This window comes from Shinella zoogloeoides (assembly GCF_022682305.1).
Lineage (GTDB): Bacteria > Pseudomonadota > Alphaproteobacteria > Rhizobiales > Rhizobiaceae > Shinella > Shinella zoogloeoides_B.
In genome coordinates this window covers 1-25,056 of the sequence record NZ_CP093533.1, presented here as the reverse complement: position 1 = coordinate 25,056, position 25,056 = coordinate 1, and the positions used below count along the sequence as shown (strand labels likewise).

Here is a 25,056-nt window from a genome sequence, read left to right as displayed (position 1 = left end):
GCGCCCTTCGTAATTCGCTCGCTGCGCGTTCTCATACCTCCGGTGTGGCGCTGCGGCAAGCTCATCGCGAAATGATTGAGGCCGCGATTGTGACTCCGAACGGCCAAAATTTCAAGGTTCGGCCTGATCGTGATGCCCTGCCCGGCCGGAAAGTGATAAGCTCACCGCTACCGGAAAGAGGGAGACGACACGACATGGCGATAGACAATGCTGCAACGCTGGCGTTGCTGATCGACGGCGACAACGCCACGCCGAAGATCATCACCGGCCTGCTCGCTGAAATCGCCAACTACGGCACCGCCAGCGTGAAGCGTATCTATGGCGACTGGACCAAGCCCAACCTCAATGGCTGGAAAGAATGTTTGCTCGAACACTCGATTCAGCCCGTCCAGCAGTTCGCCTATACGACCGGCAAGAACGCCACCGATGGCGCGATGATTATCGACGCGATGGACCTGCTCTATACCGGCCGCTTCTCCGGTTTCTGCATCGTCTCAAGCGATAGCGACTTCGCCCGCCTCGCGGCTCGCATCCGCGAGCAAGGCGTCATTGTCTATGGATTCGGGGAGCGGAAGACGCCCCGCCCCTTCATCACCGCTTGCGACAAGTTCGTTTATTTCGACGTGCTCAACGCTGCCGGCGAACAGAAGGAAGCGGAAGCCGTCGCCGTGCCGAAGGCCGCGACGGCCAAGCCAGCGCCGGCAAAAGCCGCCCTCGATCGCCCGGCGCTGGACATGCTCGCCAAGGCCGTGACTGCTTCGGCGGACGAAGACGGCCGCGCCAACCTCGCCCGCGTCGGCGCGCACCTGGCGAAGCAGGCCCCGGACTTCGACGCCCGCAACTATGGCTATCCTCGCCTCTCCGATCTGGTCGAGGCATCCGGCATAGTCGAGGTCGAGCGCATTGGCGACAACCCGAAAATCATCATGGTTCGCCTCAAGGGTGAGCCGGCCCCTCGCCCCACAAAATAGAAGGAAGCGACACGATGGCGCGCAAGACGATAGAACAACGGCTGGCCGAACTGGATGCGCAGCGCGCCACCCTCAAGGCCCGGCTGTCAAAGCAGGAACGCGCCAGGGACACGCGCCGCAAGGTGCTGCTCGGCGCGCTCGTCCTCCATCGCCTCGAACACGGCCGCGATGAAACCTCGCGCGCCCTGCCCGACTGGCTGCGCCGCGAGCTGCCCGGCTTCCTCACCCGCGACGGCGACAAGGAACTGTTTGCCGATCTCATCAAGCCGCCGGCGGCCGGAGCGCCCGACCCATGAACGATGTCACCTCGGCCTGGCTGGCGGCTCTCCGCAAGCTCCTGCGCTCCACCGGCCAGCTCGTGCGTGACCAGCCGAAGGGAGGCAACCCCATGAACAATTTCCGCCTGGCATGGGCCGCCCTCAAGAACATGATGCGCGCGGCCGCCCGTGATCCCCTGTGGGCCTTCGTCGCGATCGTCACCGGCCCATTCCGCGCCGCCGGCTACGTCCTGCGCATGGGCGTTTTTTTCCTCATCGTCCTGGCCGTGGTCGGCGGCGGCCTCTTTGCCCTCATGCAATGGGCCGGCATCCAGCGCGGCGATGCGCTCTGGTATGTCGGCAACATCGCCTTCACCACCTTCCTCGCCCTGCTCGTCTTCCGCCTCGTCTCCCTGCCCCTGATCCAGAATTTCGGGGACATGGGCAGCGACACCCACGGCTCGGCCCGCTTCGCCACCGACAAGGAAGCCCGGCCCCTCACCCGCTCGAAAACCGGCCTCCTGATCGGCCGCGATCCCAAATCGAAAAAGCTCATGCGCTATGACGGGCCGATGCACCTGCTGACGATGGCACCGACGCGCACCGGCAAGGGGGTCGGCACCGTCATTCCGAACCTGCTCACCGCCGACCGCTCCGTGATCTGCATCGACCCCAAGGGCGAAAATGCCGTGATCGCCGGCCGCGCTCGCCAGAAATTCGGCCCCGTCCACGTCCTCGACCCCTTCGGCATCACCGGCAAGCCCTCGGCCGCCTTCAACCCGCTCGACACTCTCGACCCTGACGGCCTCAATGTGGCCGAGGACGCCACCACCCTCGCCGACGCCCTGGTCTATGACGATCCCGCCACAACCTCCGAACCTCATTGGAACGACGAAGCCAAGGCGCTGATCGCCGGCATCATCCTCCATGTCGTCACCACCGAACCGCGCGATCGGCGCACCCTCGCCACGCTGCGCGAAAACATCACCCTCGCCCCTGACGCCTTCGCCGCGCTGCTCAAGGCCATGCAGGCGTCAACCGCCGCGCACGGCCTCGTCGCCCGCGCCGCCAACCGACACCTGGGCAAGAGCGACAAGGAAGCCTCCGGCGTCCTCTCGGCCGCGCAGCGCCATACCCATTTCCTCGACAGCCCCCGCATGGTCGCCGTCCTCGGCCGGTCGGATTTCCGCTTTGCCGATCTCAAGACCCGCAACGCGACCGTGTTCTTCGTCCTGCCCCTCGATCGCTTCGGAACCTATTCGCGATGGCTGCGCCTGCTCGTCACCCAAAGCCTCACCGCCATGAGCCGGACCCCGGAGCTGCCCCCTGCCCCGATCCTCTATTTCCTCGATGAGTGCGCCGCCCTCGGCCGCCTCGAACCCGTCGAGCGCGCTATGGGCGCTCTGGCCGGCTACGGCGTCCAGCTCTGGCCCATCTTCCAGGACCTCCACCAGCTCCGCGACACATACGGGCAGCGCGCCGGCACCTTCCTGTCAAATTCCGCCGTTCTCCAGGTTTTCGCCGTCAACGATCACGAAAGCGCCCGCCTCGTCTCCGACATGCTCGGCCAGGAAACCGCCGTGTTCAAGACGATGGGCCAGGCGCTCGATTCCGAAAAGTCCGGCATATCCTACGGCGAACATCATTCCGGCCGCCCCCTGCTCACCCCCGATGAAGTCCGCACCCTCCCGCAACAGGCTCAAATCCTGTTCCTCGCCGGGCAAAGGCCGATCCTCGCCCGCAAGCTCGCCTATTATGCCGATCCCGAGTTTGGCGGCCTGTTCGACCAGATCGAACGATAGCAGCACATGCCATAGTGCTCGGCTGTGTCAAAAGGTGGGTTCTCGCCATGCTCGCGGCCTGCGGCCCCTGCGCGTGGCTCCGATCCCGGCCTTGCGGCCGCTTTTGACGCAGCCTGCGCCCCTATGGAATCCTGAACCTGTCGGGACGAAGGGCGTCCCGCCCTTCGCTCCGCTCCGGGGTTCTCCACGCCTGCGGCGCGTCGAACAAAGGGCTGAACCAGGCGCAGCGCCAGCCCCCGGCCGGCCCGCTCTCATCATCTAGGGCCGTAGGGACGGCCGGGGGCGGGATGCAGGCGCGGACCTATCTATCGTGTTCCGCTTCCCTACGCCTGCGCTCGTCCGCAAGGCGCTGACGCACCTGTTCGGGCGTCCGTCCTCTCGACGGATCGGCTTTCAGCTCATCATAGGCGGCTACGCCTTCCGTGCGCAGCCAATGCTCAAGAGCCTCGTCGCGGATAGCTTCGCCCTTGATCCCGAGGCGGCGCTGAGCATCCGCCATTTCGGTGATCTCGCGGGTAAGGCGGCTTGCCTTCTTCGTCATGGAGATCGCCTTTACGCTATGCTTACATGATTGCAAGTAAGCATGTTGCCCTACTCGCGGAACAAATCAGAATGAGTGCCGGTCCGCTCGAAATGGACGCTGGTGGCGTCAACCTTATAGATCAGCAGCCAATCCGATTCTATGTGGAGATCGCGATAGCCGATCCAGTTGCTTTTCAAAGGATGGTCCCGCAACCGCGCCGGCAGCGGTGCTTCCTCGATCAACAATTGCAGGACATGGCGCAGCTTCGCCATGTCCTTACCGCGCTTCTCCGCCCGCTTCACGTCGCGGCGGAACTGGCCGGAATAGGACGGGTCGCGCACTCAAATACCCAACTGCTTGAACAGGTCGCCCGCGTCCTTGGCCTTGTGAACGTCCTCGCCGCGCGCCGTCTTCTCCATAGCCGCTATGGTTTCCGCGTTCGGCACCTTCACCGGGAAGGGAATGGCCTTGTCACGAGCAACCCGGACCAGGGCCATACGGATATAGTCGGAAACGGAAAGCCCCATCTCCGCGAGCGCCTTGGTGGCACTATCCTTCGTCTCGGCATCGACGCGCGCGCGCACTACGGAATCGACTCTCATCATCTTGGCTCCTGAAATAGCTGTGGCCGTATGTAGCTACAATCGGCTACTATTTCAATCCCCGCCCTCTCGAACGACCGGGAAATTGTATTTGGCGAAAAGCAGGTTCAGCGCCTCGGCCACAAGCCGCTCCTGGGTGATCCGCTTGCCCTTGTCGTCGCGTGTGCGGAAGCTGAGTTCTTCCAGCGTCTCCCAATAGGCCGGCGGCAAATGGTGGGTCTTGGCCGTCTTGCCGGCCCGCGACGGCGGAACATAGGTTCCGGCCGTCTGCGGTTCGCCAGTGGCCCGCTTTGGTGCGGTTGCCGTGTCGGAAGCGCCTGGAGCTGCTGGCGCGGTCGCCGGTTGCTCGGGCGTCTTGATGGCGGTCGCCAGGAGCGAGGGCTTGCGGCTCATGCTTTCATCCTTTCATGCTTACCTGTAAACATGCTTGCTTGTTCCGAAAGGAAGCTGAACAGGCCGGCGACTTCCTGCGCCGCCCGCCCCTGCGGTTCCAGCTCCTGCGGGGTCTGCCCCAAGGCCGGCGCGTCCTCATAGGCTTTCAGCCTCGACATATGGATGGGCGCGACCGACACGTTGAACCGCTCCGCGATCGCGGCGGCATCGTCGGCCGCCCTGCCCCCGGCGTTCGGATGCACGAGATTCAGCACGACGAAGGTTGGCGGATTTCCCGCCATGTCGAGCAGCCGCTTTAGCGGCTCCAAGGTGTCGATCGCGAATATCTGCGCCTGGGTCGGGATCAACACCATGTCGGCATACTTAGCCGCCTCGGTCGAGGCGCTGTCCATCTTGCCGGGCGTGTCGATGAACACCCAATCCATGCCAAGGCCGCGATAGGCGTCCAGCGAGCGCCGGATAGCGCCGGGCTGGATCGAGGCAACGTCCGGCCCGTCGCCCTCTCGCCGGTCAAACCAGTTGACAGCGTTCGTCTGCGGGTCGAGGTCGAGCAGGGCCGATTTCTTCCCGGCCAGGTGCGCCGCGACCGCAAGCGCCGTCGCGATCGTGGTCTTGCCGGTCCCGCCCTTTTGGGTGCAGAGCGCAACTGTAATCATGTTTGCATCCTTTCATGCAGGGGAGCCTACATGCTTCCATTCATACATGAAATCATGTTTACATTTCTAGGCGGTTAATCGTCGTCCCCGTCCTCGGCCGCCATCGGCTCGTCGCACTCGCCGCAAACCAGGCGCGCGCCGGGTTTCGCCCAGGCGTGAAGCGCGCAGCTCGGGCAGGTGTAGCGGGTCTTGCTGGCCGACTTCGCCTTGCGCTTCTTCCTCGCGTCGGCGTCGTCCCAAAGCTCGACATAGAGGGCCGAGAAGTCGGGTTGCGCCGCCAGCTCGGCAAAGGCGCGGGCGTAGGGACCGCCGGCGACGATGTAATGGCTGCAAGACTGGCCGGTTTCCTTCCCGCCCGGCCGGCCGGTGTCGGAAGGGTGCAGCCCGATCGCGTGCATCTTCGCCCCCCATTCCTTGTTGTGGTAGCCGGAGCGCGACGGCTTGCCGAAATGGTGCTGCCAAAGGTGCGCCATCTCATGCGCCAGGGTGGAAAGGCTCTGCTCGTCGGTGCGGCTTTTGAAGTGCGACGGATTCAGCGCGATCTCGTCGGTGATCTCCGTGCCGTCCTTCGATCCGAACCGGCCGCCGGCGAAATAGCCGTAAGCCTTATTCTTGCGCTGCAAGGTCACGAGGCAGGGCGGCAGCTCGCCGGAGAACAACCGGACGTTGAAGAAATCGAACGCCCGATTCAGCGCGGCATAGGTTTTCGCGGTCGGATTGGCGGGGGACATGGCGGCCTCTTTTGTATCGTACGAAACAATCGTCGCACGTTTCCCACTTACATGCAAGCATGTTTACATGTTTAGCGCTGCCCTGGCCGCCCGCTTTCTCTCGAAAGCCCATGCGGCGGTTGTCGCAGACGCAAGCGTTGCGGTTTTGCTTTGAGGCTCCCGTTTCCCGATCCGCCCTATAAGCGGATCGGAACCGCCGCAGGGCCGCGAAAGCGGCCCGAACAGCGGCGACCGCTTATGTTTGCCCTCTTAGATAAAGATCAGATGGGGATTCAGTCTGCTTGGCGGACTCACGCTTCTGCAACGACTTCCCAAGGGCTGCGAGCGCCCGGCCTAGTGCCGTGTCGCCCGCCTCGAACCGCGCCAGCTCATCGAGGGGCAGGGCCTTCCTGTAGGCGTCCAGCTCGGCCGTGCGGGCTTCCTGGGCGGCAACATGGTCGTCGGGCGGGGGAGGGGCCTTGCCGAACCGGCCGAGAAGCCGCAGCGCCTTTTCCGGCAGGGACAGGCGATAGGCATTGCTCGCCTGCTGCACCTGGGGGCCTGATCCTTCGCGGCCGGTCGGCTCGTAGCGCCGCAGCCAGTCGAGGAAGCCATGCGCCCGCAGCGCCTTCAGCGCCCGCACCACGGCGTCACGCGAACGCCGGACCTTCCCCATGATCGTGTCCAGGGATGGTTCCAGCCGGCCGGTGCGGAAATCGACCAGGTTCACGAAAAACTCCAACACCTCGATCGCCACCGATCCGAGCGGGCCGGTGCGCTCGCCCTTCTGGCGCTCGGCCAGCTCGTAGCGTTTGGCGGCGAGCAAGACCTTCTGCACCTCCTGCCGGTTGGTCGGCCGCCATATCCGGCCCTCCGAACGGCCCTTGAAATGGCTGTGCCGGCGAACCGGCGTCGGGCAGCGCGCCAGGGGAGGGGGCATGACCAGGCCAAGCACGGCCTGTCCTGATCCCCGCCACGCCGCCCGGCGCTCCTGGGCGAGCGTGGAGAGCTGCCCGGCCTCGTCCTCGGTGAGCTGGCCGGCGCTGTAGCGCGTCCAGACCTCCCGCATGATTTCATCAAGCGCGTTTGCGCGCGCGCAGCCGATCGCGGCCGCGATTTGTGTCCTCAACATATGCCTCTCGTCCTTCCGTTCGGAGGACATGACGACTGTGGACGGCAGGCACGGCTTACCCGTTCCCGCAAGAATCAATCTTGCGGATTGGGCGGCTCTAGCGTAGAAAAGGGGAGAACTCGGCCCCCACCTCTACGGTGTGTCTGACGGCCTACAAAAACGCTCGATCGTTGGCGCGATCGGGCGTTTTGCCGTTATGCCCCTTGCTGCTTCTCGATAAGTAACCTCACGGCTTCCTCGATGATGGGCGCGCGGGATGCCACGCCCCGTTCCTCCTTGATCTGGTCGAGCTGTGCGACCAGATCGGCGGGAAGATCGGTGTTCACATAGATGCGGCCGGCCGCCCGCAACCGCTCCCGATGGGCGGCGACCTTTTCTTTGACTGGAATTGCGGTCCGACTCATAGGTTACAGGAAACCGCGATTCTTCTGATTCTACAACCCCTTGAATCCAAGCCGCTGAAATCGTGCGATTCCGCTACGCTCGCCGGCACGACTCGGGGCAGGGGCGGTTCAACATGCTTGCATGTAGGCATGTAACCATCCCGCCCCCGGCCGTCCCTACGGCCCTAGATGATGAGAGCGGGCCGGCCGGGGGCTGGCGCTGCGCCTGGTTCAGCCCTTTGTTCGACGCGCCGCAGGCGTGGAGAACCCCGGAGCGGAGCGAAGGGCGGGACGCCCTTCGTCCCGACAGGTTCAGGATTCCATAGGGGCGCAGGCTGCGTCAAAAGCGGCCGCAAGGCCGGGATCGGAGCCACGCGCAGGGGCCGCAGGCCGCGAGCATGGCGAGAACCCACCTTTTGACACAGCCGAGCACTATGGTCGCCCTGCTGTGCTTTCAAGCGCCCGGTAGAGCGTGGCGCGATGCACGCCAAGGAGCCGGGCGACTTCTGCCACCGGCTTCTTGTCCTCGCTGATGAGCTGCCGGGCGTGCGTGATCTGCTCGGCCGACAGGGTAGGGGAGGGGCCAAACCGAACGCCCCGCGCCTTGGCCGCGATCCGGCCGACGCTCGTGCGCTCCACGATCAAGGATCGCTCGAAATCCGCGATGCCGGCAAACACGGTCAGCACCATGCGACCGGCCGGCGTCGTGGTGTCCGCCCACGGCTCGGCCAGGGAACGCAGGCCAGCGCCGGCGTCCTTGATCCGCTCCGCGATGTTGAGAAGGTCGCCGGTCGATCGGGCGAGGCGGTCTAGCCTGGTGATCGTCACCACGTTGCCAGGCTGCAAATAGTCGAGCATCCGCGTCAGCTCGGGCCGGTCGCGTTTCGCACCCGATGCCTTTTCCTCGAAGATGCGGACGCAGCCGGCCGCGCCGAGCGCGGCGCGCTGCTGGTCGAGGTCCTGGCCCTGGGTGGACACGCGGGCATAGCCGATCATCATGGGCGGCGGATTCCTGTCGCAAATCATGTCGCAGGTTTTCTACCACTTGCGACAAAGACGTGCGACACGAAAAGAGCCGGAAAACCGGCCCTCGGCGAAGTGTTGCAGGTTTTAGGAGTTGCGCGACAAAAAAGCGTCGCGGTGCGATGAGCCTTCAGTCGTTATAGGGGTCGGCTCAGGCGCATAGGCATTGGTCGGCACCGGGAGATGCGATGCAGATGGATGCATCAGATGGCACATGATCAACGCATGACATGACACTGCTCAGTTCAGACACCTACTCTCGCCAGAAGCCTTTCATGATCCCGAAGTCCGCACGATCATTGCAGCGCTAAGCTCTTCTTAATGGGCCGCAGCTTAAGATTGCCGACTTAGTCCCTTGACGGCGATCTTTGATGACCGAGAAAAGCAAAGACCAACTGCGCGATCATGTCGAACGACAGCTTGCCGACAAAGGCTCGCTGTTGACATTTTCACCAATGGTGAAGGCCCGTTACGAAGAAGAGACGGGCACTGCGCGATGCCGGCACCTAGTGATCTGTGGTCTCGTTGCACTTGCTCTCTATAACGTCTTTCTCATCTCCGACTGGCGGCTGATCCCCGATATTTTCGATCAGGCACTGATTGTAAGATTGGCGGTCGTTACGCCACTCGCCCTACTGATCGTTGCGATTCTGCTGCGAAATCCCTCGCCCTTCGTTCGCGAGGCTTCACAGACCTCGATCAGCATCATCGTCACCGCGAGCATGCTCCATTTGAGCTCGACCAGCGACAGCCCGCTGGCGATCTACCATCATTTCGGGGTGGTGCTGGTCATTCTCTTCGCCAACGTGGTCCAACAACTCCATTTTCCATATGCGGTTGCGGCCTCTATCGGCACCGTCGCTCTTTATGTCGGCGTTGTTTTGAACCTGGACAATTTCCCCGGCGAAGCAAGCTTGACTGCGATCATGATCATGATCGGCGCGGCGGTTTTTACCCTGATTGCCAACTATACGCTGGAGCGGCAGCTTCGGCTCGCCTACCTGCTCGGATTGCGCGATCGATTGCGGCAGGAGGAACTTGAAGCGCTTGCACGCATCGACCCGCTCACCGGACTGGGTAACCGTCGTCAGCTCGACCGACGGCTCGACGCGCTCTGGACCCCGACGGCCGGAGCATCGACGCCTGTCGGCGCGATCCTCATCGATGTCGATCATTTCAAGGCCTATAATGACAACTATGGGCACCCGGCTGGCGATCTTTGCCTGAAACGCATCGCGGCGCTGATCGCCGGCGAACTTCGTGGCACGGACGATGTCGCGTTTCGTTTCGGTGGCGAGGAGTTTGTCGTGATCCTCGCAAGGACTGACATGATGGATGGCGTTCGCATCGCCGAGCGCATCCGCAAGGCGATCGAGGCCGCTGCGATCCCGCACGCTTATTCCGCAGTCGCGCCCTACGTCACGGTCAGCCTCGGGGTCAGCGGCGCCACGCCGGATAGTACCGTCACGCGCGACGAAATGATCCTGAGCGCCGACACGGCGCTCTATGCGGCAAAACGCAACGGCCGCAATCAGGTTTGGCCGCCACGAGGCAAGGCGGCCGCGAGTGTCACTCACATCCGTGAAGTCCGCCGATAGGCGCAATCCTTGCCCAGCCCGACGGATGTCAGTCCCCACGGCCCCATCCCACGGGTTGACCCGCGGGCATGCTGCTTCATGTTACGGCATTGGCCGATGCCAAGTGACGCAGCCGACCCGGCCGGATCGTTCCGTGATCAAGCGGCGCAGCGAACATGAACAACGAAGATCGAAAGGCGGACCTGGAACCCTTCATCGAGAGCATCCGTTGGCAACGGCAACGACAGCGCCGAGTATATCGCGGGCTTCAGGGATGCGCAGGGAGAGATCGCCGGTCCGGTGGTGCCGTTGTCCGCGGAAGTCGTGCAACGCGCCGTGTTCTCCGGCCAGCTTTTCACAGTGATGTGCGATATGGCCGGTGAAATAAGCCCGTGTCCGGCGGGGATTGTCGAAGACTTGCTGGACACAATGTTCGGTGATGGCCGTCTTGCCACCCAGCCCATCGACGAATTGGTGGAAGAAGCGATCGGCATGTCCGTCAACGAGACAGCCGACACCATGATCGCGGATCTCGAGATCATGCGAGACCGGTTGAAGCGGGCCTTGATGCGCGTGGAAGATACCGCCCAAGCCCTCCGGACCATCAAGCAGGTCCGTCGCTCTTCCAGTGCAGGCAACCTGAACTGAGTTGGCTGCCGCTGCGGCGAACAATTACTTGCGTCTCCTGGAAGTTCCAATCGATGAGCCGCATTCATTAACTCATGACTGCTGTAGATTTTCTTATTGTCGGCGCGCGGTTGCTGTCCAAACGTGCCCTATATTTCGAATGCTTCACACACTCATTACATTCACACATACGATGTGATTGCGTAATATATTGTGATTTCATGTCGGTCGAGCTTTAACGCACTGCCGATAATGTGCGCAATCGATTTGCTTTTGCAAGGATATCCGTTTGACGCCAACAAGCGTCCGAACGTCGAGAGGACAAGGCAGACGCTCAGCAACAATATCATGGCCTTTGGGATACTGGCGATCATGGTTTCTCTTATCGGCTCAACCCCAAGCCCTGGGACCGCGTGAGTTGCTGCTTTAGCGTATGGTCGCGGGACAGTTCCGCCATTCGCGTGCGCTCCACGACACGAGCAATATCCTTGATCTGCTCGGCCTTCTTCGCCAGTTCGGGATTACGCTCGAGCTGCGGGCCGAAGTCTCGAGGATCGGAACGGCCGAACCGCGCCTCGAGCGCCTTGCCGATCTTCCGCGCTTCCTCGAGGGCAACCGCGCCCTCCGGCGTCGATCGAATCTGATCAATCCAGCCATTGCGCTCCGCCATCGGCACTTTGTCCACCTGGGCGATGATTTCGGCGCTGCGCGCCGTGAGGCCCGGAACCTCGACCACATCGCGCTTTTCGCGCTGCCACTGTTCGGAGGCTCGTTCCTCGCCTAGACGGCGCTGCCAAGTCTCGGCCACCGATTCGACATGCCGCGCGACCGCGCCGACATAGCTCAACGCCTGTTTGCGCTCCTTGTTGTCACCAAACAGGCCGGACTTGCCGCGCACGTCTCCGAAGCGCTCCGGCTGCGCGGCAATGGCTTTCGCCATCACCTTACCGTCGCCGTTCTGGTCGATGATCCCGGAACGCAACCGGCCCGCCACCTCACCGGGATCGTGAAATGCGCCCCGGATCATGGATTCCGCCGTCTTCCACTGGGCATCAAATGTCGGCAACGCCTTTTCGCGGGCAACGTCCTCAATGCTGCGATCATGGCGGGTGATAGCCGGCACCAGAGGCGCGGGCCTGCCGGCCTCGACCGGCTCAAGCCCCTGCGCCTCTCTGCCCTGCTGCGGGCCGCCAGCGCCGCCGCCAGCCGGCGCTATAACCTCGGACCAGCTTATGCGGCGATACCTCTCCTTCTCCCCTTGCCGGCCTTCGGCCTGATGCTGTCGATCGCCAGCGAGATCCGCGCGAGAATCTGCACGAAGATCCTGCGCGAGATCTGCGCCGACTTTTTGCGTGGATCTCGGCGCGCGGTCCTCGATGCGCTCGGCCGGAATCTCGATCTCGCTGCGAACGCCCATTTGCTCGGCAATCCCGCGCCGTTCGGCAAAGTCGTTTGTATAGTCGAGGGTGGTTTCCTTCACGCCCGACCGGGACAGGCGGCGCTCTAGCTGGTCATAGGCCAGCTCGCCGGCGTCCTGAACCTTCCATGTGTTGCGGTGCGTCTGCGTGCCATCCGGCAAGGTGACGGGCGTGGAACCCTCGTGTTGAAGGCCGATCTTCTCCCCAATCTCCGGCCCGGCCTCCTTCATGGCGCGCTCAAGATCGACGCCCCATAGGGTGCGGCGCTCGCCCTTGTCGTTTTCCAGCGTCACGAAATAGCTCTGGCTGTTCCCTTGCCTGTGCTCATACGGCGCAGCCCCATGCTCAACCAGGCGGCCCGCAGCCAACGTTTGGCCGGCATTGGTGAACTCGTCCTGCGCCGCATAGAGCTGCACGCCGTCGCGATGCCGGGTCATGGCGACATAGGTTAGATGCCGATCCATCGTCCCCGACGCCATCACATAGGAACGATCGACCGTCGCCCCCTGATTTTTGTGAATCGTCGTCGCATAGCCGTGGTCGATCGCCTGATAATCGCCCATCGGCACGCTGACGCTCTCGCCGCCCCGGCCGTCGAGCTGCGCGACGATCCGGCCGGCCTCGACATGCTCGACGGTGCCAAGCATCCCGTTTTTCACGCCAAGGTCGCGGCTGTTCTCCAAGAACACGATACGGTCGCCCAGCGCGAACTCCCGCTTGCCGTCATTGGGGTCGTCTCAGAAAACGGAAAATAAAGCACGCTAAGCCGGTTGCAGCGGCCGTAGCGGCCTGAACTTGCCCGCGCCGATCTTGGCGCTGCTGCGCCAGAGGTAATCGCCGGTCAGGTTGATGTGCTCCCAGCCGAGCGGCGACAGGTACTGCAACAGGCCGTCATCGACGGCTTGACCGTGGCCACGCAAGGCGTTCGCGGCCCGCTCCAGATAGACCGTGTTCCATAGCACGATGGCCGCCGTCACCAGGTTGAGGCCGCTGGCCCGGTAGCGCTGCTGCTCGAAGCTGCGGTCGCGGATTTCCCCCAGGCGGTTGAAGAACACGGCGCGGGCCAGCGCGTTGCGCGCCTCGCCTTTGTTCAGCCCGGCATGCACGCGGCGGCGCAGCTCGACGCTTTGCAGCCAGTCCAGGATGAACAGTGTGCGCTCGATGCGTCCCAGCTCACGCAGGGCGACGGCCAGGCCGTTCTGGCGCGGGTAGCTGCCAAGCTTCCTGAGCATCAGCGAGGCCGTCGCCGTGCCCTGCTTGATCGAGGTGGCCATCCGCAGGATTTCATCCCAATGGGCGCGGACGTGCTTGATGTTGAGCGTGCCGCCGATCATCGGTTTCAACGCCTCGTAGGTGGCATCGCCCTTCGGGATGTAGAGCTTGGTGTCGCCCAGGTCACGAATGCGCGGGGCGAAGCGGAAGCCCAGCAGGTGCATCAACGCGAAGACGTGGTCCGTGAACCCTGCCGTGTCGGTGTAGTGCTCCTCGATCCGCAGGTCGGATTCGTGATACAGCAGGCCGTCGAGCACGTAGGTCGAGTCGCGCACGCCGACGTTCACGACCTTGGTGTGGAACGGCGCGTACTGGTCGGAGATATGGGTGTAGAACGTCCGCCCTGGGCTGCTGCCGTATTTCGGATTGATGTGGCCGGTGCTCTCGGCCTTGCTGCCGGTGCGGAAGTTCTGGCCGTCCGACGATGACGTGGTGCCGTCGCCCCAATGCTCGGCGAAGGGATGTCGGAACTGCGCGTTGACCAGCTCGGCCAGTGCCGCCCCGTAGGTTTCGTCGCGGATGTGCCAGGCTTGCAGCCAGGCCAGCTTGGCGTAGGTCGTGCCGGGGCACGATTCCGCCATCTTGGTCAGGCCCAGGTTGATCGCGTCGGCGAGGATCGTGGTCAGCAACAGGTTTTTGTCCTTGGCCAGGTCGCCTGACTTCAGGTGGGCGAAGTGCCGGGTGAAGCCCGTCCATTCGTCTACCTCCAGCAGCAATTCGGTGATCTTGACGTGCGGTAGGATCATCGCCGTCTGGTCGATCAGGGCCTGTGCGGTATCGGGCACCGCCGCATCGAGCGGCGTGATCTTCAGGCCCGACTCCGTGATGATGGCGTCCGGCAGCTCGTTGGCCAGCGCCATGCGGTTGACGGTGGCGAGCTGCGTTTCCAGCAGCGTCAGCCGGTCATGCAGGTACTGGTCGCAATCGGTGGCCACGGCCAGCGGCAATTCGCTGGCCTGCTTGAGGCTGGCGAATTTCGCGGGCGGCACCAGGTAGGCGTCACGACACGAAGGTGGCGAATCTGTCCGACTTTTAAGAACGTATCCGGAACTCAGGTTGGTTTGACCGTGGATGTCGTTGCTTTTTCGGCCTTGAGAGCTTCGTAGAGGGCGGTTTTCCCGATTTTCACGCGGGCCGCGGCTTCCCGGACGTTCAAACCGGCCGCCAGATGCTGGCGGGCTTTGGCAAGTTTGTCCGGGGTTACGACGACTTGTCGGCCACCGCGTCGGCCGCGTTCCTCTGCGGCTTGCAGACCGGCACGTGTTCGTTCCCGGATCAGATCGCGCTCGAACTGTGCCAGCGCGCCGAACAGGTGGAAGACCAGGCGACCGCCGGATGTCGTGGTGTCGATGTTTTCGGTGATGGATCGGAAGCCGACGCCTTTGGCCTCCAGTTCGGTGATGATCTCGATGAGGTGCTTCATCGACCGGCCGAGGCGGTCGAGCTTCCAGACTGTGAGCGTGTCGCCGTCGCGAACGTAGCGGATCGCCTCCGCCAATCCGAGTCGGTCAGTCTTCATGCCGGATGCCTTATCCTCGAACAGCCTTTCACAACCTGCTTTGCGCAAAGCGTCGAGTTGCAGGGCGGTGTCCTGGTCGCCGGTGGAGACCCTTGCATAGCCGATAGCGGTCATGAGACGTGGTTTGTCCGTTTTTCCGTTGAATACGGACATTGTCCGATTTGCCGTTTCATGACAAGGTTTGCGGACAAGAACTGTGGATGCCGCGAAACGTTCGTTTGTCGGACACGCATTTTCCGTTTCGCTGCACTCTCCGCGGCGAAACGGGAAGATCAGTGAATGGCGCGAAGAGCATTACTGAGCGAGGCATGGTGGCAACAGGCGACGATCATCCCGGATAACGAAAGGGAGATCGCCAAACATTATACGCTGGATCGATCGGATCTCGACCTGATCATGCGACAGAACAAGGCCGCGAACAGACTGGGCCTCGCCTGTGTTCTGGCCACGCTACGATACCCTGGCCGACCGCTTGCGGATGGCGAGGTCCTGCCGGCTGGCGTCTTACGATTTCTGGCGCGGCAGATCGGCGTCGATCACCATGAGATCGAACGTTATTTCGAGCGCCCACAGACGCGGCGCGAGCATCTGGCCCTGCTTTTCGACAGAATGCAGATGCGTCCGTTTGTGCCTTCGGACGTGCGGGCACTCACAGGCTGGCTGACACCTGCCGCACAAACCCTGCGCCAGGCCGATGTATTGGCGGATATGGTCGTGGAAGAACTGCGACGCAGGAGAATTCTCTTGCCAGCGCGGCCAGCGCTCGAAGCCATCATTCATGTGGCGATCAGGCGCGGCATTCGTATTGCTCATCGGGCCTTGGCCGGCGGGATCTCAGAAGGCCAAAAGCTCGATCTGGACAAGCTTCTCGATCCGCGTGAGGGGACAAGCGTGACCATTCTTGCCTGGGCGAGAACGCCGGCATTGTCGCCAGCCGCCGTCAACCTCGACAGAATTGCCGAGCGCATTCGCTTTCTCCGGTCTCTGAACCTGCCGACGACGTTGATGGATCGAATTCCGGCCAAGGTCTTTGACGAATTTGCTGCAGAGGGGACGCGAATGAGCGCGCAGCATCTGCGCGACCTTAACACCGAACGCCGACATGCTGTCCTGGCTGCAACAGTGCTCCACCTTTCCCGCCATCTCACCGATTGCGCGATCGACATGTTCAAGAAACTCATGGGCATCCTGACGCGGCGAGCCAATAACCAGGCGGCTGCTCGCGTCACCCGATCCGTTCGGGAAGTGCAGACGCCGTTGAAGGACGTTTCAAAAGTCTGCCATGCGATCATCAAGGCTAGAGAGAAGGGTGAGGACATGGCCAAAGCGCTTGATCTGGTCATCCAATGGCCAGCTTTTACAACCAGTGTCCAGGCGGTCGATACGCTGATCGCGCCGGATGTTATCGACGGTAAAATCGAAATGCTCCAGCGCTATCCGACGATCAGGAAACTGGCGCCACAGTTTCTCTCCACTCTCGTGTTCCGCGGTCACGCAGTGGCGGCGACCCTCTTGCGGGCGCTATCCGTGGTCGCGGGTCTATATCGTACGGGCAAAAGGACCATACCCGACAAGGCACCGATCTCCTTTGCGCCGAAGGGCTGGATGCCTCTCATACTCAAAGATGGAAAGATTGATCGCAGGGCTTATGAGCTTTGCCTGTTCAGCGAATTGAAGCGCCGGCTCGATGCGGGCGATGTCTGGGTGGAAGGAGCCAAACGCTTCCAGTCTTTCGAAAGCTTTCTCATTCCCACGCCGACATTCGAGCTGATGCGTGAGGAAGGACCGCTTCCAATCGCCGTTGATACCGATGTCGAGACGTATCTTCGCCAACAGCGCCAGCTGCTGAACGATGGACTGGCTGACCTCTCGCGTCTGGCCGCAGCCGGCGAGCTCGACGATGTAGAACTGACCGGGGCGGGGTTTAGCGTCACGCCGCACAAGGCTATGTTTCCGGACATCGCCAAGTCGCTGAAGCTAAAGGTGGAAAGCCGTCTGCCTGCGATCCGCATCACTGACCTTTTGCTCGAGGTTGACGCCCGAACGGAATTTTCGAACGCCTTTACCCATTTGCGCAGCGGTCGGACGGCCGACAACAAGCTTGCGCTCCTCACCGCCATCCTGGCGGACGGCATCAATCTCGGTCTCACGAGAATGGCGGACGTTTCCCCCGGCATTACGATGCGCCAACTCGCCTGGGCGCACGACTGGCATATTCGCGAGGAAGGTTACACGGCCGCGCACGCCATTCTCGTCAACGCCCAGAGGCAATTGCCTCTGGCAAGCTTGTGGGGCGATGGAACAACGTCATCCTCCGATGGCCAGTATTTTCCGGCGGGCGGACACGCCGAGGCGATCGGCGACCTCAACGGCCGCTATGGTCCCAACCCCGGCGCCAAATTCTACCGGTTCACCTCTGACCAGTACGGCGCTTTCTACATCATCGCCATGAATGCCAATGCGAGCGAAGCCATCTATGTCCTCGATGGACTGCTCTATCATGGCAGCGATCTCGCCATCGAAACCCACTATGTCGATACCGGCGGGGTAAGCGATATGAGCTTCGCCCTTTGCCATCTCGTTGGTTTCCAGATTGTGCCTCGGCTGCGCGGTCTCAAGGATCGCAAGCTCTATCTCTTCCCGGGCGACGCGCCTCCCGAAAACCTGGCGCCGCTCGTTGGCGAGCACATCAACGTCGAGCGGATCAAGGCAAACTGGAACGACATCCTGCGGCTGGTCACGACGATCCGTTCCGGGCAGGTTCGGCCTTCGACGGTGTTGGCAAAGCTGTCCGCATTCCCACGCCAGAACGGACTGGCGTTGGCGCTACGCGATCTCGGTCGCATCAATCGGTCCATCTTTCTGCCCCAGTGGTGGCAGAACCCCGAAATGCGCAGGAACGCGACGGTCGGCCTCAACAAGAGCGAATCCCAGAACACCTTGGCCCGCGCACTGTTCTTCAATCGCCTCGGAGAATTGCGCGACCGGACTTTCGAGAGCCAGTTCTACCGAGCATCTGGACTGAACCTGCTAATCAACGCCATCGTCTACTGGAACACACTCTATCTCGAACCGGCGTTCGCCGAGCTCAACCGAGATGGCATTCCCACGCCGCTTGACATCATCAAACACATTACCCCACTCGGCTGGCAGCACATCAGTCTCACCGGCGATTACATCTGGACCCCAAAAGACGGCGTTGATCTCAGGCCATTGCGGCGCGAAACATCTATCCTCGCAGCGTGATCACCATACGTTCTCAAAAGTCGGACAGATCCAACACTTTCGTGTCGTGACGCCAGGTAGTCCTCGAAGTCCTTGAACTGGCGCGAGCCTTGCACCCAGATGTCGCCGGAGCGCAGCGCGTTCTTCAGCTCCGACAGCGCGCACAGTTCGTAGTAGCGCCGGTCGATGCCGGTGTCGGTCATCACCAGCTTCTGCCAGCGCGGCTTGATGAACTCGGTCGGCGCGTCGGTGGGCACCTTGCGGGCGTTGTCGCTGTTCATGCTGCGCAGCACCTCGATGGCGTCGAGTACGTCCTTGGCGGCGGGCGCGGCCCGCAACTTGAGCACGTCGAGAAATTCCGGCGCGTAGCGGCGCAGCGTGGCGTAGCTCTCGCCGATGCGGTGCAGGAAATCGAAGTCCTCGGGTTGCGCGAGCCGCTGCGCTTCGGTGACGCTCTCGGCGAAAGCATCCCAGGACATGACGGCCTCGATGGCGGCGAACGGATCGCGGCCCGCTTGCTTGGCCTCGATCAGCGCCTGGCCGATGCGCCCGAACAGCCGCACCTTGGCATTGATCGCCTTGCCGGATGCCTGGAACTGCTGCTGATGCTTGTTCTTGGCGGCATTGAACAGCTTGCCCAGGATGCGGTCATGCAGGTCGATGATTTCGTCGGTGACGGTGGCCATGCCCTCGATGGCGAGCGCCACCAGGGTCGCGTAACGCCGCTGCGGCTCGAACTTCGCCAGGTCGGCGGGCGTCATCTGGCCGCCCTCGCGGGCGATCTTGAGCAGCCGGTTCTGGTGAACCAGCCGCTCGATGCCGGAGGGCAGGTCGAGCGCCTGCCACGCCTTGAGGCGTTCGATGTGTTCCAGCATGTGCCGCGAGTTCGGTTTGACCGGGGATTGCCGCAGCCAGGCCAGCCACGTCGTCTTGCCGTTGTCGCGGCGCTTGAGCAGATCGTCGAGGCGACGGCGATGCACGTCCGTCAGCGGCTCAGCCAAGGCGTCGTAGAGACGCCGGTTGGCGCGGGTAATCGCTTCGGCGCTCGCCCGCTCGACGGCGTTGAGGGCGGGCACAATGACCGACTGCCGCCGCAGGTGCTCGATCAAGGCTCTGGCCAGCACGATGCCCTTGTCGGTTTGCATGGCCAGCTCGGTCAGCAACTGGACAGCCTGCCGGTAGTGGCCAATCGTGAACGGCTGGAAGCCGAACACCGTTTGCAGCTCGACCAGGTGCTCGCGTCGGGTCTGCTCACGCTGCCCGTACTCGTCCCAGCTTTCGATGCCGACCTTGAGCTGGTTGGCGACCAGTCTCAGCAATGGCGGGAACGGTGGCTCATCAGCGCCAAGGATGACGCCGGGAAAGCGCAGGTAGCAGAGCTGCACCGCGAAGCCCAGCCGATTGGCCGGGCCGCGCCGCTGCCGGATGATGGAGAGGTCGCTTTCGCTGAACGTGTAGTGACGGATCAACTCATCCTTGGTGTCCGGCAACGCCAGCAGGCTTTCGCGCTCGGCGGCGGAGAGGATCGAACGGCGGGGCATGCGGTTTCCTTCTTCTTGAAAACGTAGGTTTGTGACAAGCCCGCCAAGGCAACCGGCGCGGCACGGGAATCAAGGCATTGCGATTCTCGAAAATAGTTCTTGAAATTCTATTCTTGATTGCATATCATCTCAACGAGTTTCGATAAGAAAGGATGCGCATGCGACCGTCTGTTGTGCTTGACATGAAGCGAAGCGCAGTGCGTGAAGCGGTAGGCCGCTTTCGCGCCGCGAACCCGCGCGTCTTCGGCTCGGTGCTGCATGGCACCGACCGGGATGGCAGCGACCTCGACCTGTTGGTCGATGCGCTGCCCGGTGCCACGTTGTTGGACTTGGGCGATTTGGAAGAAGAACTGAAATCGCTGCTCGGCGTTGACGTCGATCTGCTGACTCCCGGCGACCTGCCGCCGAAGTTCCGGGCCAAGGTGCTCGCGGAGGCGCAACCGATATGAGCGAGAACCGCCTGCCCGATTACCTCGACCACATTCAGCAGGCCGCAACCGATGCGCGCAGCTTCGTGGAAGGGATGGCCAAGGACGACTTCTTGGCCGACAAGCGCACCCAGCAGGCCGTCATCATGAGCCTGATCGTCATCGGCGAGGCGGCCACAAAGGTGATGGATGGCTACGTCGAGTTCACCCAGGCGCATGCCGACGTGCCGTGGCGCAGCATGCGCAATATGCGTAATCGCATGGCTCACGGCTATTTCGACATCAACCTCGATGTGGTGTGGGAGACGGTACAGGAATGGCTGCCGGCGTTGCTCCAGCAATTGCCCGCCGTGCGTCAGGATGCCGACGATGAAGACCGTAACGACAAAGGCATGGAGCCATGACCAATCAAGCCGCCGATGTTCGGCCCCTCTGGCGTGTTCGATCCCGCGACCTATGAGCCGCGCTCGGGCAAGACCTTCTGGATGGCCGCAACGGACGTGAGTTCGCTGGTGGGCAAGGAGGCAGCAGCCGACACGCTCATCGGCAACTGCACGACCGCACGACCAGCCTCCCGTTCAAATTCGAGTTAGAATTCATATCCAGCCTGTCTGGGGGCACTGTGAAAGAGGGATCTCCGATGACTGTTGAATCGAGAATATTTTCTGTAGCCGAGTATGTTCAGCCGTCCGAAGGCGAGCCTATTCGTTCCGTTGTGCTTGAAACCCGAGACTCAATTATCGTGGTTTGGCATGTCCATCCCGGGCAGGAAATTGCGGCTCACATTCATCCTCACGGCCAAGACACGTGGACTGTTTTGTCGGGAATGGCTGATTACTTTCAGGGCAATGGGATTGTTCGTGCCCTCAGGGAAGGTGAGATAGCCGTGGCAAGACCGGGCCAAGTGCACGGGGCGCGAAATACAGGTACCGAGCCATTTGTGTTCGTCTCGGTTGTGGCATCAGCCAATGCCGGTTTCGTATTGGCTGAGCGATAGAGCCCAATCTCTGGAGTTGGTCCAATGAGCGGTCGGGGAGATAGGTAACAGACATGCAGCGGACACGGCTGCTAAACCAGGTCGCAAACCTCCTTGCGTCGCAGCGTGCCGCAAGCGACGCGATCAATCGAATGGGGTCGGCATGAGACTGAACACCATCCAGTTCCCGACCGCGTAGCCGCCTGTCCTGCCGATCAGGTCTTGACCATCGACGCCTGGGATCAGTCCTGAATGTTCTTGGAGACCACTACGTTATGAGCCGCAGCCGCCGCAAAACACCCATCGTCGGGCACACGACCTGCGGCAGCGAGCGCGAGGACAAGAAGCTCTGGCATCAGCGCTGGCGCACCCGTGAGCGCACGGCGCTGACCAGCGCGTCGCCCGAAGCCCTGAGCGCCCATCTGCCCCTGCTGGAAAACCAGGCCAGCAGCGTCTGGTCGATGGGCAAGGATGGCCGCTCCTACTGGCCCGTCAAGCGCCAGGCCGCCACGGCGGATCGCATCGCCAATCACAAGGGACGCAACCCGCAAGAACGCGCCTCCCTGAAAAAGCGCCTGCTGCGCAAGTGGATGAGCAAATGAAGCTCTCCTTCCATCAGCACATTGCGCTGTTCTGGATGATCGGTGCTCCGGGCGTCTTCGCGCCCGTGATCGAGAACGCCAAGCGGCCCGATGCCGGCGCCGTCATGGCGTGGGGTGTCGCGATCGTGGCGGTGATGATCCTCTTCACCCCTTTGCTGCTGCGCTGTCCACCATTCCGGCGCTGGTATGGCCGGACGGATGCGCTGTCGGAGCGGCAGCGCCAGGCGCTTGCCGAGCGCGGCCTGCGCCGCTACTACCAGACCGCTTTCGATGACGGCTACGTGCCCCGCGTGATGCCCTACGTGTGGCGCATCATCTGGACGGTCGGCGGGTTGATGGCTGTGACCGCCGTACTGCCTACCAACACCGGACGGCCAGCCTTCGATGCCTTGGTGGTCTTCTCGACCTGGTATCCGATAGGCGTGATGCTGCTGGTTTTCGCGTCGAGGCCCCTTGGCCGGTTGATTCGCCAAAGAGCACAGGAGCGGCGGAAATGAGCACGTCAACCATCGAGGCGCTGGCCAGCGCCTGGGCAAGGATTGCCGAGGAAGCGGAATTCCCCGCTGACTACGAGGGGACTGCCACACCACAAGCGCATCGGGCTAGCGAAGCTATTCAGGAGCAGATTCGGGAGCGCATCGTCGCCACCAACGACATGCGGCTGTTCAGCCTGCTGCACCTGCTGGGTCAGGCGTCGCTGCGCATGGAGCAAGCGCTGTGGCCGGAGGATTACGAGCGGATGACGCGCGAGGTTGAGGAAGCCCTGCGGCAAGCCACCGACGCCAACGCCAGATCGTACACCCACGAAGAAGTGATGCAGGCGATGCAGGAACGCATCGACCGGGCGCGAGACAAGCCATGTTGATTGGCTATGCGCGCGTCTCGACGCAGGATCAGAACCTGGAGCTGCAACGCGAAGCCTTGAGCAAGGCCGGATGTAAAAAGGTCTTCGAGGACAAGGTGAGTGGCACGCGGGCAGACCGGCCTGGCTTGGCCAAGACGCTCGAAATGCTGCGCGAAGGCGATACTTTGGTCGTCTGGAAGCTCGACCGGCTGGGCCGGTCGGTCAAGCAACTGGTCGATCTGGTCGGCGATCTGCACAAGCACGGTGTCCAGTTCAGGAGCCTCACCGACTCCATCGACACCGGCACACCATCCGGGCGGTTCTTCTTCCACGTCATGGCGAGCCTTGCCGAAATGGAGCGCGAGCTGACCGTCGAGCGCACCCGCGCCGGGCTGGAAGTCGCCAAGCAGCTCGGCCGCAAAGGCGGCCGCAAGCCGAAGATGACCGACAGCAAGATCGAGTCGGCCAAGAAGCTGCTGGCCAGCGGGGTGCCGCCCAAGGACGTGGCCAAGAACCTCGGCGTGTCCATTCCGACGCTGTACCGCTGGGTGCCAGCCTCCACGCACGCTTAGCGTGCTTTATTTTCCGTTTTCTGAGACGACCCCTCATTGGTCTGGAAAGTCAGCGCGCCGGCGTCCTCGCCCTGCGCCAGCTCGCCCCGGTCCTGTAGCCCGGCCCGGATCGCGTCATTGATGGCGCGAACATCGGCCCGGCGATGCGCCATCGCAACGCGCGTCCCCTCCGGCCGCTCGTCACGATCGGCAAGGTAATCGCGCACGATCTCGCCCCGCGCGTCCTCGCCTGTCTCGGCAAAGCTGATATTACCGCGATCCCGATAGGCGGCCAGCCCCTCGGCCGTCCGGTGGGTGGCGAAGTCAACCGACGCCTCCCGCTGCCAGTCCACGCGCTGCCGGCGAATCTCGGAAAGCTCGGCATGGCCGATTTCCTCCGTGATCGCCCGGAACGGTGCGCCGGCCCCGATCGCCTGTAGCTGCTCATGGTCGCCGACAAGGACGATCTTCGCGCCGCGCGCCTCGACCTCGCCAACGAACCGGGCGAGCTGCCGGCTCCCGACCATGCCCGCCTCGTCGATGACAAACACGTCGCCGCGGTTGAGCTGGTGACGATCATTCTCCCAACCGCGGGACCATGACGCCAGTGTGCGGCTCTGGATGCCGGAAGATTCCTCCAATCCCTCGGCCGCCTTCCCCGACAAGGCCGCGCCGTGAACCGTGTAGCCTTCAGCCTCCCATGCCTCGCGCGCCGCCGCGAGCATGGTGGACTTGCCAGCGCCGGCATATCCGACCACGGCCGCTATGCGCTCCGGCCCGGTGATGTGCTCGATCGCGCCGCGCTGCTCGGCCGACAATCCCGCCGACATGTCGCCACTGCTCCGCCGAATGGCCGCGTCCTGGGCGGCTATAACGCGCTCGACATGCCGCCGATCGGCACCATGATTGCGCGCCTGGTGCATCCGCTCGGCCGACGCCACCATACCGGATTCGATCTCGACCATTTCCCGCGTCGAATACCGCGCAAGCGCGATCTCGCCCGTCGCCGGGTAGGTCCGCTCGGCCTGCAACTCCACAAGCGCAGGCGAGGCCATCACCTTCGCAAAGGCGCTCTGGAACTCCTGCGGGTCGTCGTTGATGTAGCGATGCAGCGCCCGCGCAACGTCGCGCCGGTCGAACACGCTCTTTTCCCCAGTGATGAGGGTTAGAACCTGTTCGGGCTTCTCGCGGATCAGCTCGGCGTTGCGCCGCGCCGCATCCTCGTCCAGCCGCGTGCGCGACACATCAAGGCCGCGCCGCTCCATCTGTGTGGCATGGACGCCCATATGTTCGGTCGGTGCGATCTCTAACCCCCGCTCCATGTGCGAACGATGGTCGATCCGAATATCAAGCTCAGCCATTGCCAGCCGCTCATTGGCGATCCCCTCCCACCGCTGGCGAAGGTCGCGGAGTTGCATGTCGGTCGTCGGCAGGTTGTTCGCCAAGAGCCATTTGTTTTCACGCTCAAGATAGGTCTTGTCGCCTAAGCCGCCTTCCGTCACCTGCCTCGTGGTCATCATCACATGCGCATGGTGATTGCGAACGTCGCTGGCGTCGTGCGGCGCATGAATGGCGAAATCCACCGCCGCACCGTAGCGGTTCGCCAAATCCTGCGCGAACTCTCGGCTGGCCTCTAGCCGTTGCTCGGCCGAAAGCTCATGCGGCAAGGCGATCTCGAATTCGCGGGCAACGCGGGCGTCCTTCCGCTTCTCGGAAAACTCGGCGGCGTTCCACAAGTCCGACCGATCACGCGCCCAATCGGCGTTCATGCCCTCGGGCAAGACGATCTCGGCATGTTCCACGCCCTGCTTGGCCGTATAGTCATGCGTGATCCCGTCGCGCTCGTTGGTCAGCTTCTCCCCGGCACGATAAGCCATAGAGGCGACGGCGCTACGGCCCTTCGCCCTCGAAACTGGCTTCATGCTCAAATGGTAGATCGCCAAGCAACAAGCTCCGATGCCGTTTCCATCTTCCCGCCAGCCTTCTAGCTGATAGCACGCTGAGTTACACAGTAACTCGTAAGT

The 25,056-nt window shown here is 62.7% G+C and carries 25 protein-coding genes and 3 pseudogenes; 14 read left to right on the top strand and 14 right to left on the bottom strand.

Features of this window, described 5'->3' with window-relative positions; translation table 11 throughout:
- Window positions 1-194: 194 nt before the first annotated feature.
- From MOE34_RS25265 to MOE34_RS25255, 3 genes are all read left to right on the top strand, one after another.
- Window positions 195-971 (top strand): NYN domain-containing protein, encoded by a 777-nt coding sequence (locus tag MOE34_RS25265; RefSeq protein ID WP_242225320.1) that lies wholly within the window; start codon window positions 195-197, stop codon window positions 969-971.
- 14 nt (window positions 972-985) lie between these two features.
- Entirely contained in the window at window positions 986-1,267 is a 282-nt protein-coding gene (locus MOE34_RS25260) for a mobilization protein (protein WP_242225310.1), read from the top strand.
- A gap of 92 nt (window positions 1,268-1,359) precedes the next feature.
- Complete coding sequence (locus MOE34_RS25255; RefSeq protein WP_242225318.1) at window positions 1,360-3,030, top strand: type IV secretory system conjugative DNA transfer family protein; 1,671 nt, start codon at window positions 1,360-1,362, stop codon at window positions 3,028-3,030.
- A gap of 301 nt (window positions 3,031-3,331) precedes the next feature.
- On the opposite strand, the gene MOE34_RS25250 is transcribed toward MOE34_RS25255, so the two are convergent.
- The 9 genes from MOE34_RS25250 to MOE34_RS25210 all read right to left on the bottom strand — a co-directional run bounded on the left by MOE34_RS25250 (window position 3,332) and on the right by MOE34_RS25210 (window position 8,428).
- Window positions 3,332-3,571: a hypothetical protein gene (locus MOE34_RS25250; protein ID WP_242225309.1), complete on the bottom strand. Its 240-nt coding sequence runs from the start codon at window positions 3,569-3,571 to the stop codon at window positions 3,332-3,334.
- Window positions 3,572-3,621: 50 nt separating this feature from the next.
- Window positions 3,622-3,894 (bottom strand): type II toxin-antitoxin system RelE/ParE family toxin, encoded by a 273-nt coding sequence (locus MOE34_RS25245; protein WP_242225307.1) that lies wholly within the window; start codon window positions 3,892-3,894, stop codon window positions 3,622-3,624.
- Entirely contained in the window at window positions 3,895-4,158 is a 264-nt protein-coding gene (locus MOE34_RS25240; protein ID WP_431522468.1) for a type II toxin-antitoxin system RelB/DinJ family antitoxin, read from the bottom strand.
- Between the two features lie 51 nt (window positions 4,159-4,209).
- A complete protein-coding gene (locus tag MOE34_RS25235; RefSeq protein ID WP_242225305.1) occupies window positions 4,210-4,548 on the bottom strand; it encodes a chromosome partitioning protein ParB in 339 nt (112 codons plus the stop codon).
- Window positions 4,545-5,204 carry an AAA family ATPase gene (locus MOE34_RS25230; protein WP_242225304.1) on the bottom strand — a complete coding sequence of 220 codons (660 nt, stop codon included), beginning with the start codon at window positions 5,202-5,204 and terminating at the stop codon, window positions 4,545-4,547. Before MOE34_RS25230 ends, MOE34_RS25235 begins: the two co-directional genes overlap by 4 nt.
- A 74-nt stretch (window positions 5,205-5,278) precedes the next feature.
- Window positions 5,279-5,935, bottom strand: a complete 657-nt coding sequence (locus MOE34_RS25225; RefSeq protein WP_242225302.1) for a SprT-like domain-containing protein — start codon at window positions 5,933-5,935, stop codon at window positions 5,279-5,281.
- A gap of 235 nt (window positions 5,936-6,170) precedes the next feature.
- Window positions 6,171-7,046, bottom strand: a complete 876-nt coding sequence (locus MOE34_RS25220; protein WP_242225301.1) for a helix-turn-helix domain-containing protein — start codon at window positions 7,044-7,046, stop codon at window positions 6,171-6,173.
- Window positions 7,047-7,240: 194 nt separating this feature from the next.
- On the bottom strand, window positions 7,241-7,450 hold the full coding sequence (locus MOE34_RS25215; RefSeq protein WP_242225299.1) for a ribbon-helix-helix protein, CopG family: 210 nt from the start codon (window positions 7,448-7,450) through the stop codon (window positions 7,241-7,243).
- 411 nt (window positions 7,451-7,861) lie between these two features.
- A complete protein-coding gene (locus MOE34_RS25210) occupies window positions 7,862-8,428 on the bottom strand; it encodes a recombinase family protein (protein WP_242225297.1) in 567 nt (188 codons plus the stop codon).
- A gap of 395 nt (window positions 8,429-8,823) precedes the next feature.
- Here MOE34_RS25210 and MOE34_RS25205 point away from each other — a divergent pair, with 395 nt between their 5' ends.
- Window positions 8,824-10,050: a GGDEF domain-containing protein gene (locus MOE34_RS25205; protein ID WP_242225294.1), complete on the top strand. Its 1,227-nt coding sequence runs from the start codon at window positions 8,824-8,826 to the stop codon at window positions 10,048-10,050.
- 288 nt (window positions 10,051-10,338) lie between these two features.
- Window positions 10,339-10,677, top strand: coding sequence for a hypothetical protein (locus MOE34_RS25200; RefSeq protein WP_242225292.1), 339 nt, complete (start codon window positions 10,339-10,341; stop codon window positions 10,675-10,677).
- Window positions 10,678-11,038: 361 nt separating this feature from the next.
- On the opposite strand, the gene MOE34_RS25195 is transcribed toward MOE34_RS25200, so the two are convergent.
- The 3 genes and pseudogenes from MOE34_RS25195 to MOE34_RS25185 form a co-directional block, all read right to left on the bottom strand.
- Window positions 11,039-12,721 (bottom strand): BID domain-containing protein, encoded by a 1,683-nt coding sequence (locus MOE34_RS25195; protein ID WP_242225312.1) that lies wholly within the window; start codon window positions 12,719-12,721, stop codon window positions 11,039-11,041.
- A gap of 114 nt (window positions 12,722-12,835) precedes the next feature.
- Window positions 12,836-14,341 (bottom strand): annotated as a pseudogene (locus MOE34_RS25190) (Tn3-like element ISPa38 family transposase); the annotation flags it as partial.
- Between the two features lie 56 nt (window positions 14,342-14,397).
- Window positions 14,398-14,979 carry a recombinase family protein gene (locus MOE34_RS25185; protein ID WP_035218831.1) on the bottom strand — a complete coding sequence of 194 codons (582 nt, stop codon included), beginning with the start codon at window positions 14,977-14,979 and terminating at the stop codon, window positions 14,398-14,400.
- Between the two features lie 165 nt (window positions 14,980-15,144).
- Here MOE34_RS25185 and MOE34_RS25180 point away from each other — a divergent pair, with 165 nt between their 5' ends.
- The gene (locus MOE34_RS25180) at window positions 15,145-18,111 is read left to right on the top strand and encodes a Tn3 family transposase (RefSeq protein ID WP_191192759.1); all 2,967 of its coding nucleotides are present in this window, start codon (window positions 15,145-15,147) and stop codon (window positions 18,109-18,111) included.
- Between the two features lie 53 nt (window positions 18,112-18,164).
- Here MOE34_RS25180 and MOE34_RS25175 read toward each other — a convergent pair.
- A pseudogene (locus tag MOE34_RS25175) lies at window positions 18,165-19,631 on the bottom strand (Tn3-like element ISPa38 family transposase); the annotation flags it as partial.
- A 158-nt stretch (window positions 19,632-19,789) separates the two neighbouring features.
- Between MOE34_RS25175 and MOE34_RS25170 the strand changes: the two are divergent.
- The 8 genes from MOE34_RS25170 to MOE34_RS25135 all read left to right on the top strand — a co-directional run bounded on the left by MOE34_RS25170 (window position 19,790) and on the right by MOE34_RS25135 (window position 23,053).
- Window positions 19,790-20,080, top strand: a complete 291-nt coding sequence (locus MOE34_RS25170) for a nucleotidyltransferase family protein (RefSeq protein WP_001247892.1) — start codon at window positions 19,790-19,792, stop codon at window positions 20,078-20,080.
- Window positions 20,077-20,463, top strand: a complete 387-nt coding sequence (locus MOE34_RS25165; protein WP_003100872.1) for a HepT-like ribonuclease domain-containing protein — start codon at window positions 20,077-20,079, stop codon at window positions 20,461-20,463. Before MOE34_RS25170 ends, MOE34_RS25165 begins: the two co-directional genes overlap by 4 nt.
- A gap of 15 nt (window positions 20,464-20,478) precedes the next feature.
- Complete coding sequence (locus MOE34_RS25160; protein ID WP_003154411.1) at window positions 20,479-20,652, top strand: hypothetical protein; 174 nt, start codon at window positions 20,479-20,481, stop codon at window positions 20,650-20,652.
- Between the two features lie 47 nt (window positions 20,653-20,699).
- A complete protein-coding gene (locus tag MOE34_RS25155) occupies window positions 20,700-21,056 on the top strand; it encodes a cupin domain-containing protein (protein WP_003465043.1) in 357 nt (118 codons plus the stop codon).
- 254 nt (window positions 21,057-21,310) lie between these two features.
- Complete coding sequence (locus MOE34_RS25150) at window positions 21,311-21,637, top strand: hypothetical protein (protein ID WP_003100858.1); 327 nt, start codon at window positions 21,311-21,313, stop codon at window positions 21,635-21,637.
- Entirely contained in the window at window positions 21,634-22,134 is a 501-nt protein-coding gene (locus MOE34_RS25145; RefSeq protein WP_003100856.1) for a hypothetical protein, read from the top strand. Before MOE34_RS25150 ends, MOE34_RS25145 begins: the two co-directional genes overlap by 4 nt.
- The gene (locus tag MOE34_RS25140; protein WP_003100853.1) at window positions 22,131-22,502 is read left to right on the top strand and encodes a hypothetical protein; all 372 of its coding nucleotides are present in this window, start codon (window positions 22,131-22,133) and stop codon (window positions 22,500-22,502) included. The genes MOE34_RS25145 and MOE34_RS25140 overlap by 4 nt, the downstream gene beginning before the upstream one ends.
- The gene (locus MOE34_RS25135) at window positions 22,496-23,053 is read left to right on the top strand and encodes a recombinase family protein (protein WP_003100847.1); all 558 of its coding nucleotides are present in this window, start codon (window positions 22,496-22,498) and stop codon (window positions 23,051-23,053) included. Before MOE34_RS25140 ends, MOE34_RS25135 begins: the two co-directional genes overlap by 7 nt.
- Before the next feature lie 29 nt (window positions 23,054-23,082).
- On the opposite strand, the pseudogene traA reads toward MOE34_RS25135, so the two are convergent.
- A pseudogene (traA, locus tag MOE34_RS25130) lies at window positions 23,083-24,975 on the bottom strand (Ti-type conjugative transfer relaxase TraA); the annotation flags it as partial.
- Window positions 24,976-25,056 lie beyond the last annotated feature (81 nt).

Bases quoted from the DNA above. Each gene is read 5' to 3' on its own strand.
- MOE34_RS25220 (WP_242225301.1), bottom strand. From the start codon at position 7,046: ATGTTGAGGACACAAATCGCGGCCGCGATCGGCTGCGCGCGCGCAAAC.
- MOE34_RS25140 (WP_003100853.1), top strand. From the start codon at position 22,131: ATGAGCACGTCAACCATCGAGGCGCTGGCCAGCGCCTGGGCAAGGATT.
- MOE34_RS25225 (WP_242225302.1), bottom strand. From the start codon at position 5,935: ATGTCCCCCGCCAATCCGACCGCGAAAACCTATGCCGCGCTGAATCGG.
- MOE34_RS25205 (WP_242225294.1), top strand. From the start codon at position 8,824: ATGACCGAGAAAAGCAAAGACCAACTGCGCGATCATGTCGAACGACAG.
- MOE34_RS25250 (WP_242225309.1), bottom strand. From the start codon at position 3,571: ATGACGAAGAAGGCAAGCCGCCTTACCCGCGAGATCACCGAAATGGCG.
- MOE34_RS25155 (WP_003465043.1), top strand. From the start codon at position 20,700: ATGACTGTTGAATCGAGAATATTTTCTGTAGCCGAGTATGTTCAGCCG.
- MOE34_RS25230 (WP_242225304.1), bottom strand. From the start codon at position 5,204: ATGATTACAGTTGCGCTCTGCACCCAAAAGGGCGGGACCGGCAAGACC.
- MOE34_RS25180 (WP_191192759.1), top strand. From the start codon at position 15,145: ATGGCGCGAAGAGCATTACTGAGCGAGGCATGGTGGCAACAGGCGACG.
- MOE34_RS25185 (WP_035218831.1), bottom strand. From the start codon at position 14,979: ATGACCGCTATCGGCTATGCAAGGGTCTCCACCGGCGACCAGGACACC.
- MOE34_RS25135 (WP_003100847.1), top strand. From the start codon at position 22,496: ATGTTGATTGGCTATGCGCGCGTCTCGACGCAGGATCAGAACCTGGAG.
- MOE34_RS25195 (WP_242225312.1), bottom strand. From the start codon at position 12,721: ATGCTTGGCACCGTCGAGCATGTCGAGGCCGGCCGGATCGTCGCGCAG.
- MOE34_RS25170 (WP_001247892.1), top strand. From the start codon at position 19,790: ATGCGACCGTCTGTTGTGCTTGACATGAAGCGAAGCGCAGTGCGTGAA.
- MOE34_RS25210 (WP_242225297.1), bottom strand. From the start codon at position 8,428: ATGATGATCGGCTATGCCCGCGTGTCCACCCAGGGCCAGGACCTCGAC.
- MOE34_RS25145 (WP_003100856.1), top strand. From the start codon at position 21,634: ATGAAGCTCTCCTTCCATCAGCACATTGCGCTGTTCTGGATGATCGGT.
- MOE34_RS25150 (WP_003100858.1), top strand. From the start codon at position 21,311: ATGAGCCGCAGCCGCCGCAAAACACCCATCGTCGGGCACACGACCTGC.
- MOE34_RS25160 (WP_003154411.1), top strand. From the start codon at position 20,479: ATGTTCGGCCCCTCTGGCGTGTTCGATCCCGCGACCTATGAGCCGCGC.
- MOE34_RS25165 (WP_003100872.1), top strand. From the start codon at position 20,077: ATGAGCGAGAACCGCCTGCCCGATTACCTCGACCACATTCAGCAGGCC.
- MOE34_RS25240 (WP_431522468.1), bottom strand. From the start codon at position 4,158: ATGATGAGAGTCGATTCCGTAGTGCGCGCGCGCGTCGATGCCGAGACG.
- MOE34_RS25215 (WP_242225299.1), bottom strand. From the start codon at position 7,450: ATGAGTCGGACCGCAATTCCAGTCAAAGAAAAGGTCGCCGCCCATCGG.
- MOE34_RS25265 (WP_242225320.1), top strand. From the start codon at position 195: ATGGCGATAGACAATGCTGCAACGCTGGCGTTGCTGATCGACGGCGAC.
- MOE34_RS25255 (WP_242225318.1), top strand. From the start codon at position 1,360: ATGAACAATTTCCGCCTGGCATGGGCCGCCCTCAAGAACATGATGCGC.
- MOE34_RS25235 (WP_242225305.1), bottom strand. From the start codon at position 4,548: ATGAGCCGCAAGCCCTCGCTCCTGGCGACCGCCATCAAGACGCCCGAG.
- MOE34_RS25260 (WP_242225310.1), top strand. From the start codon at position 986: ATGGCGCGCAAGACGATAGAACAACGGCTGGCCGAACTGGATGCGCAG.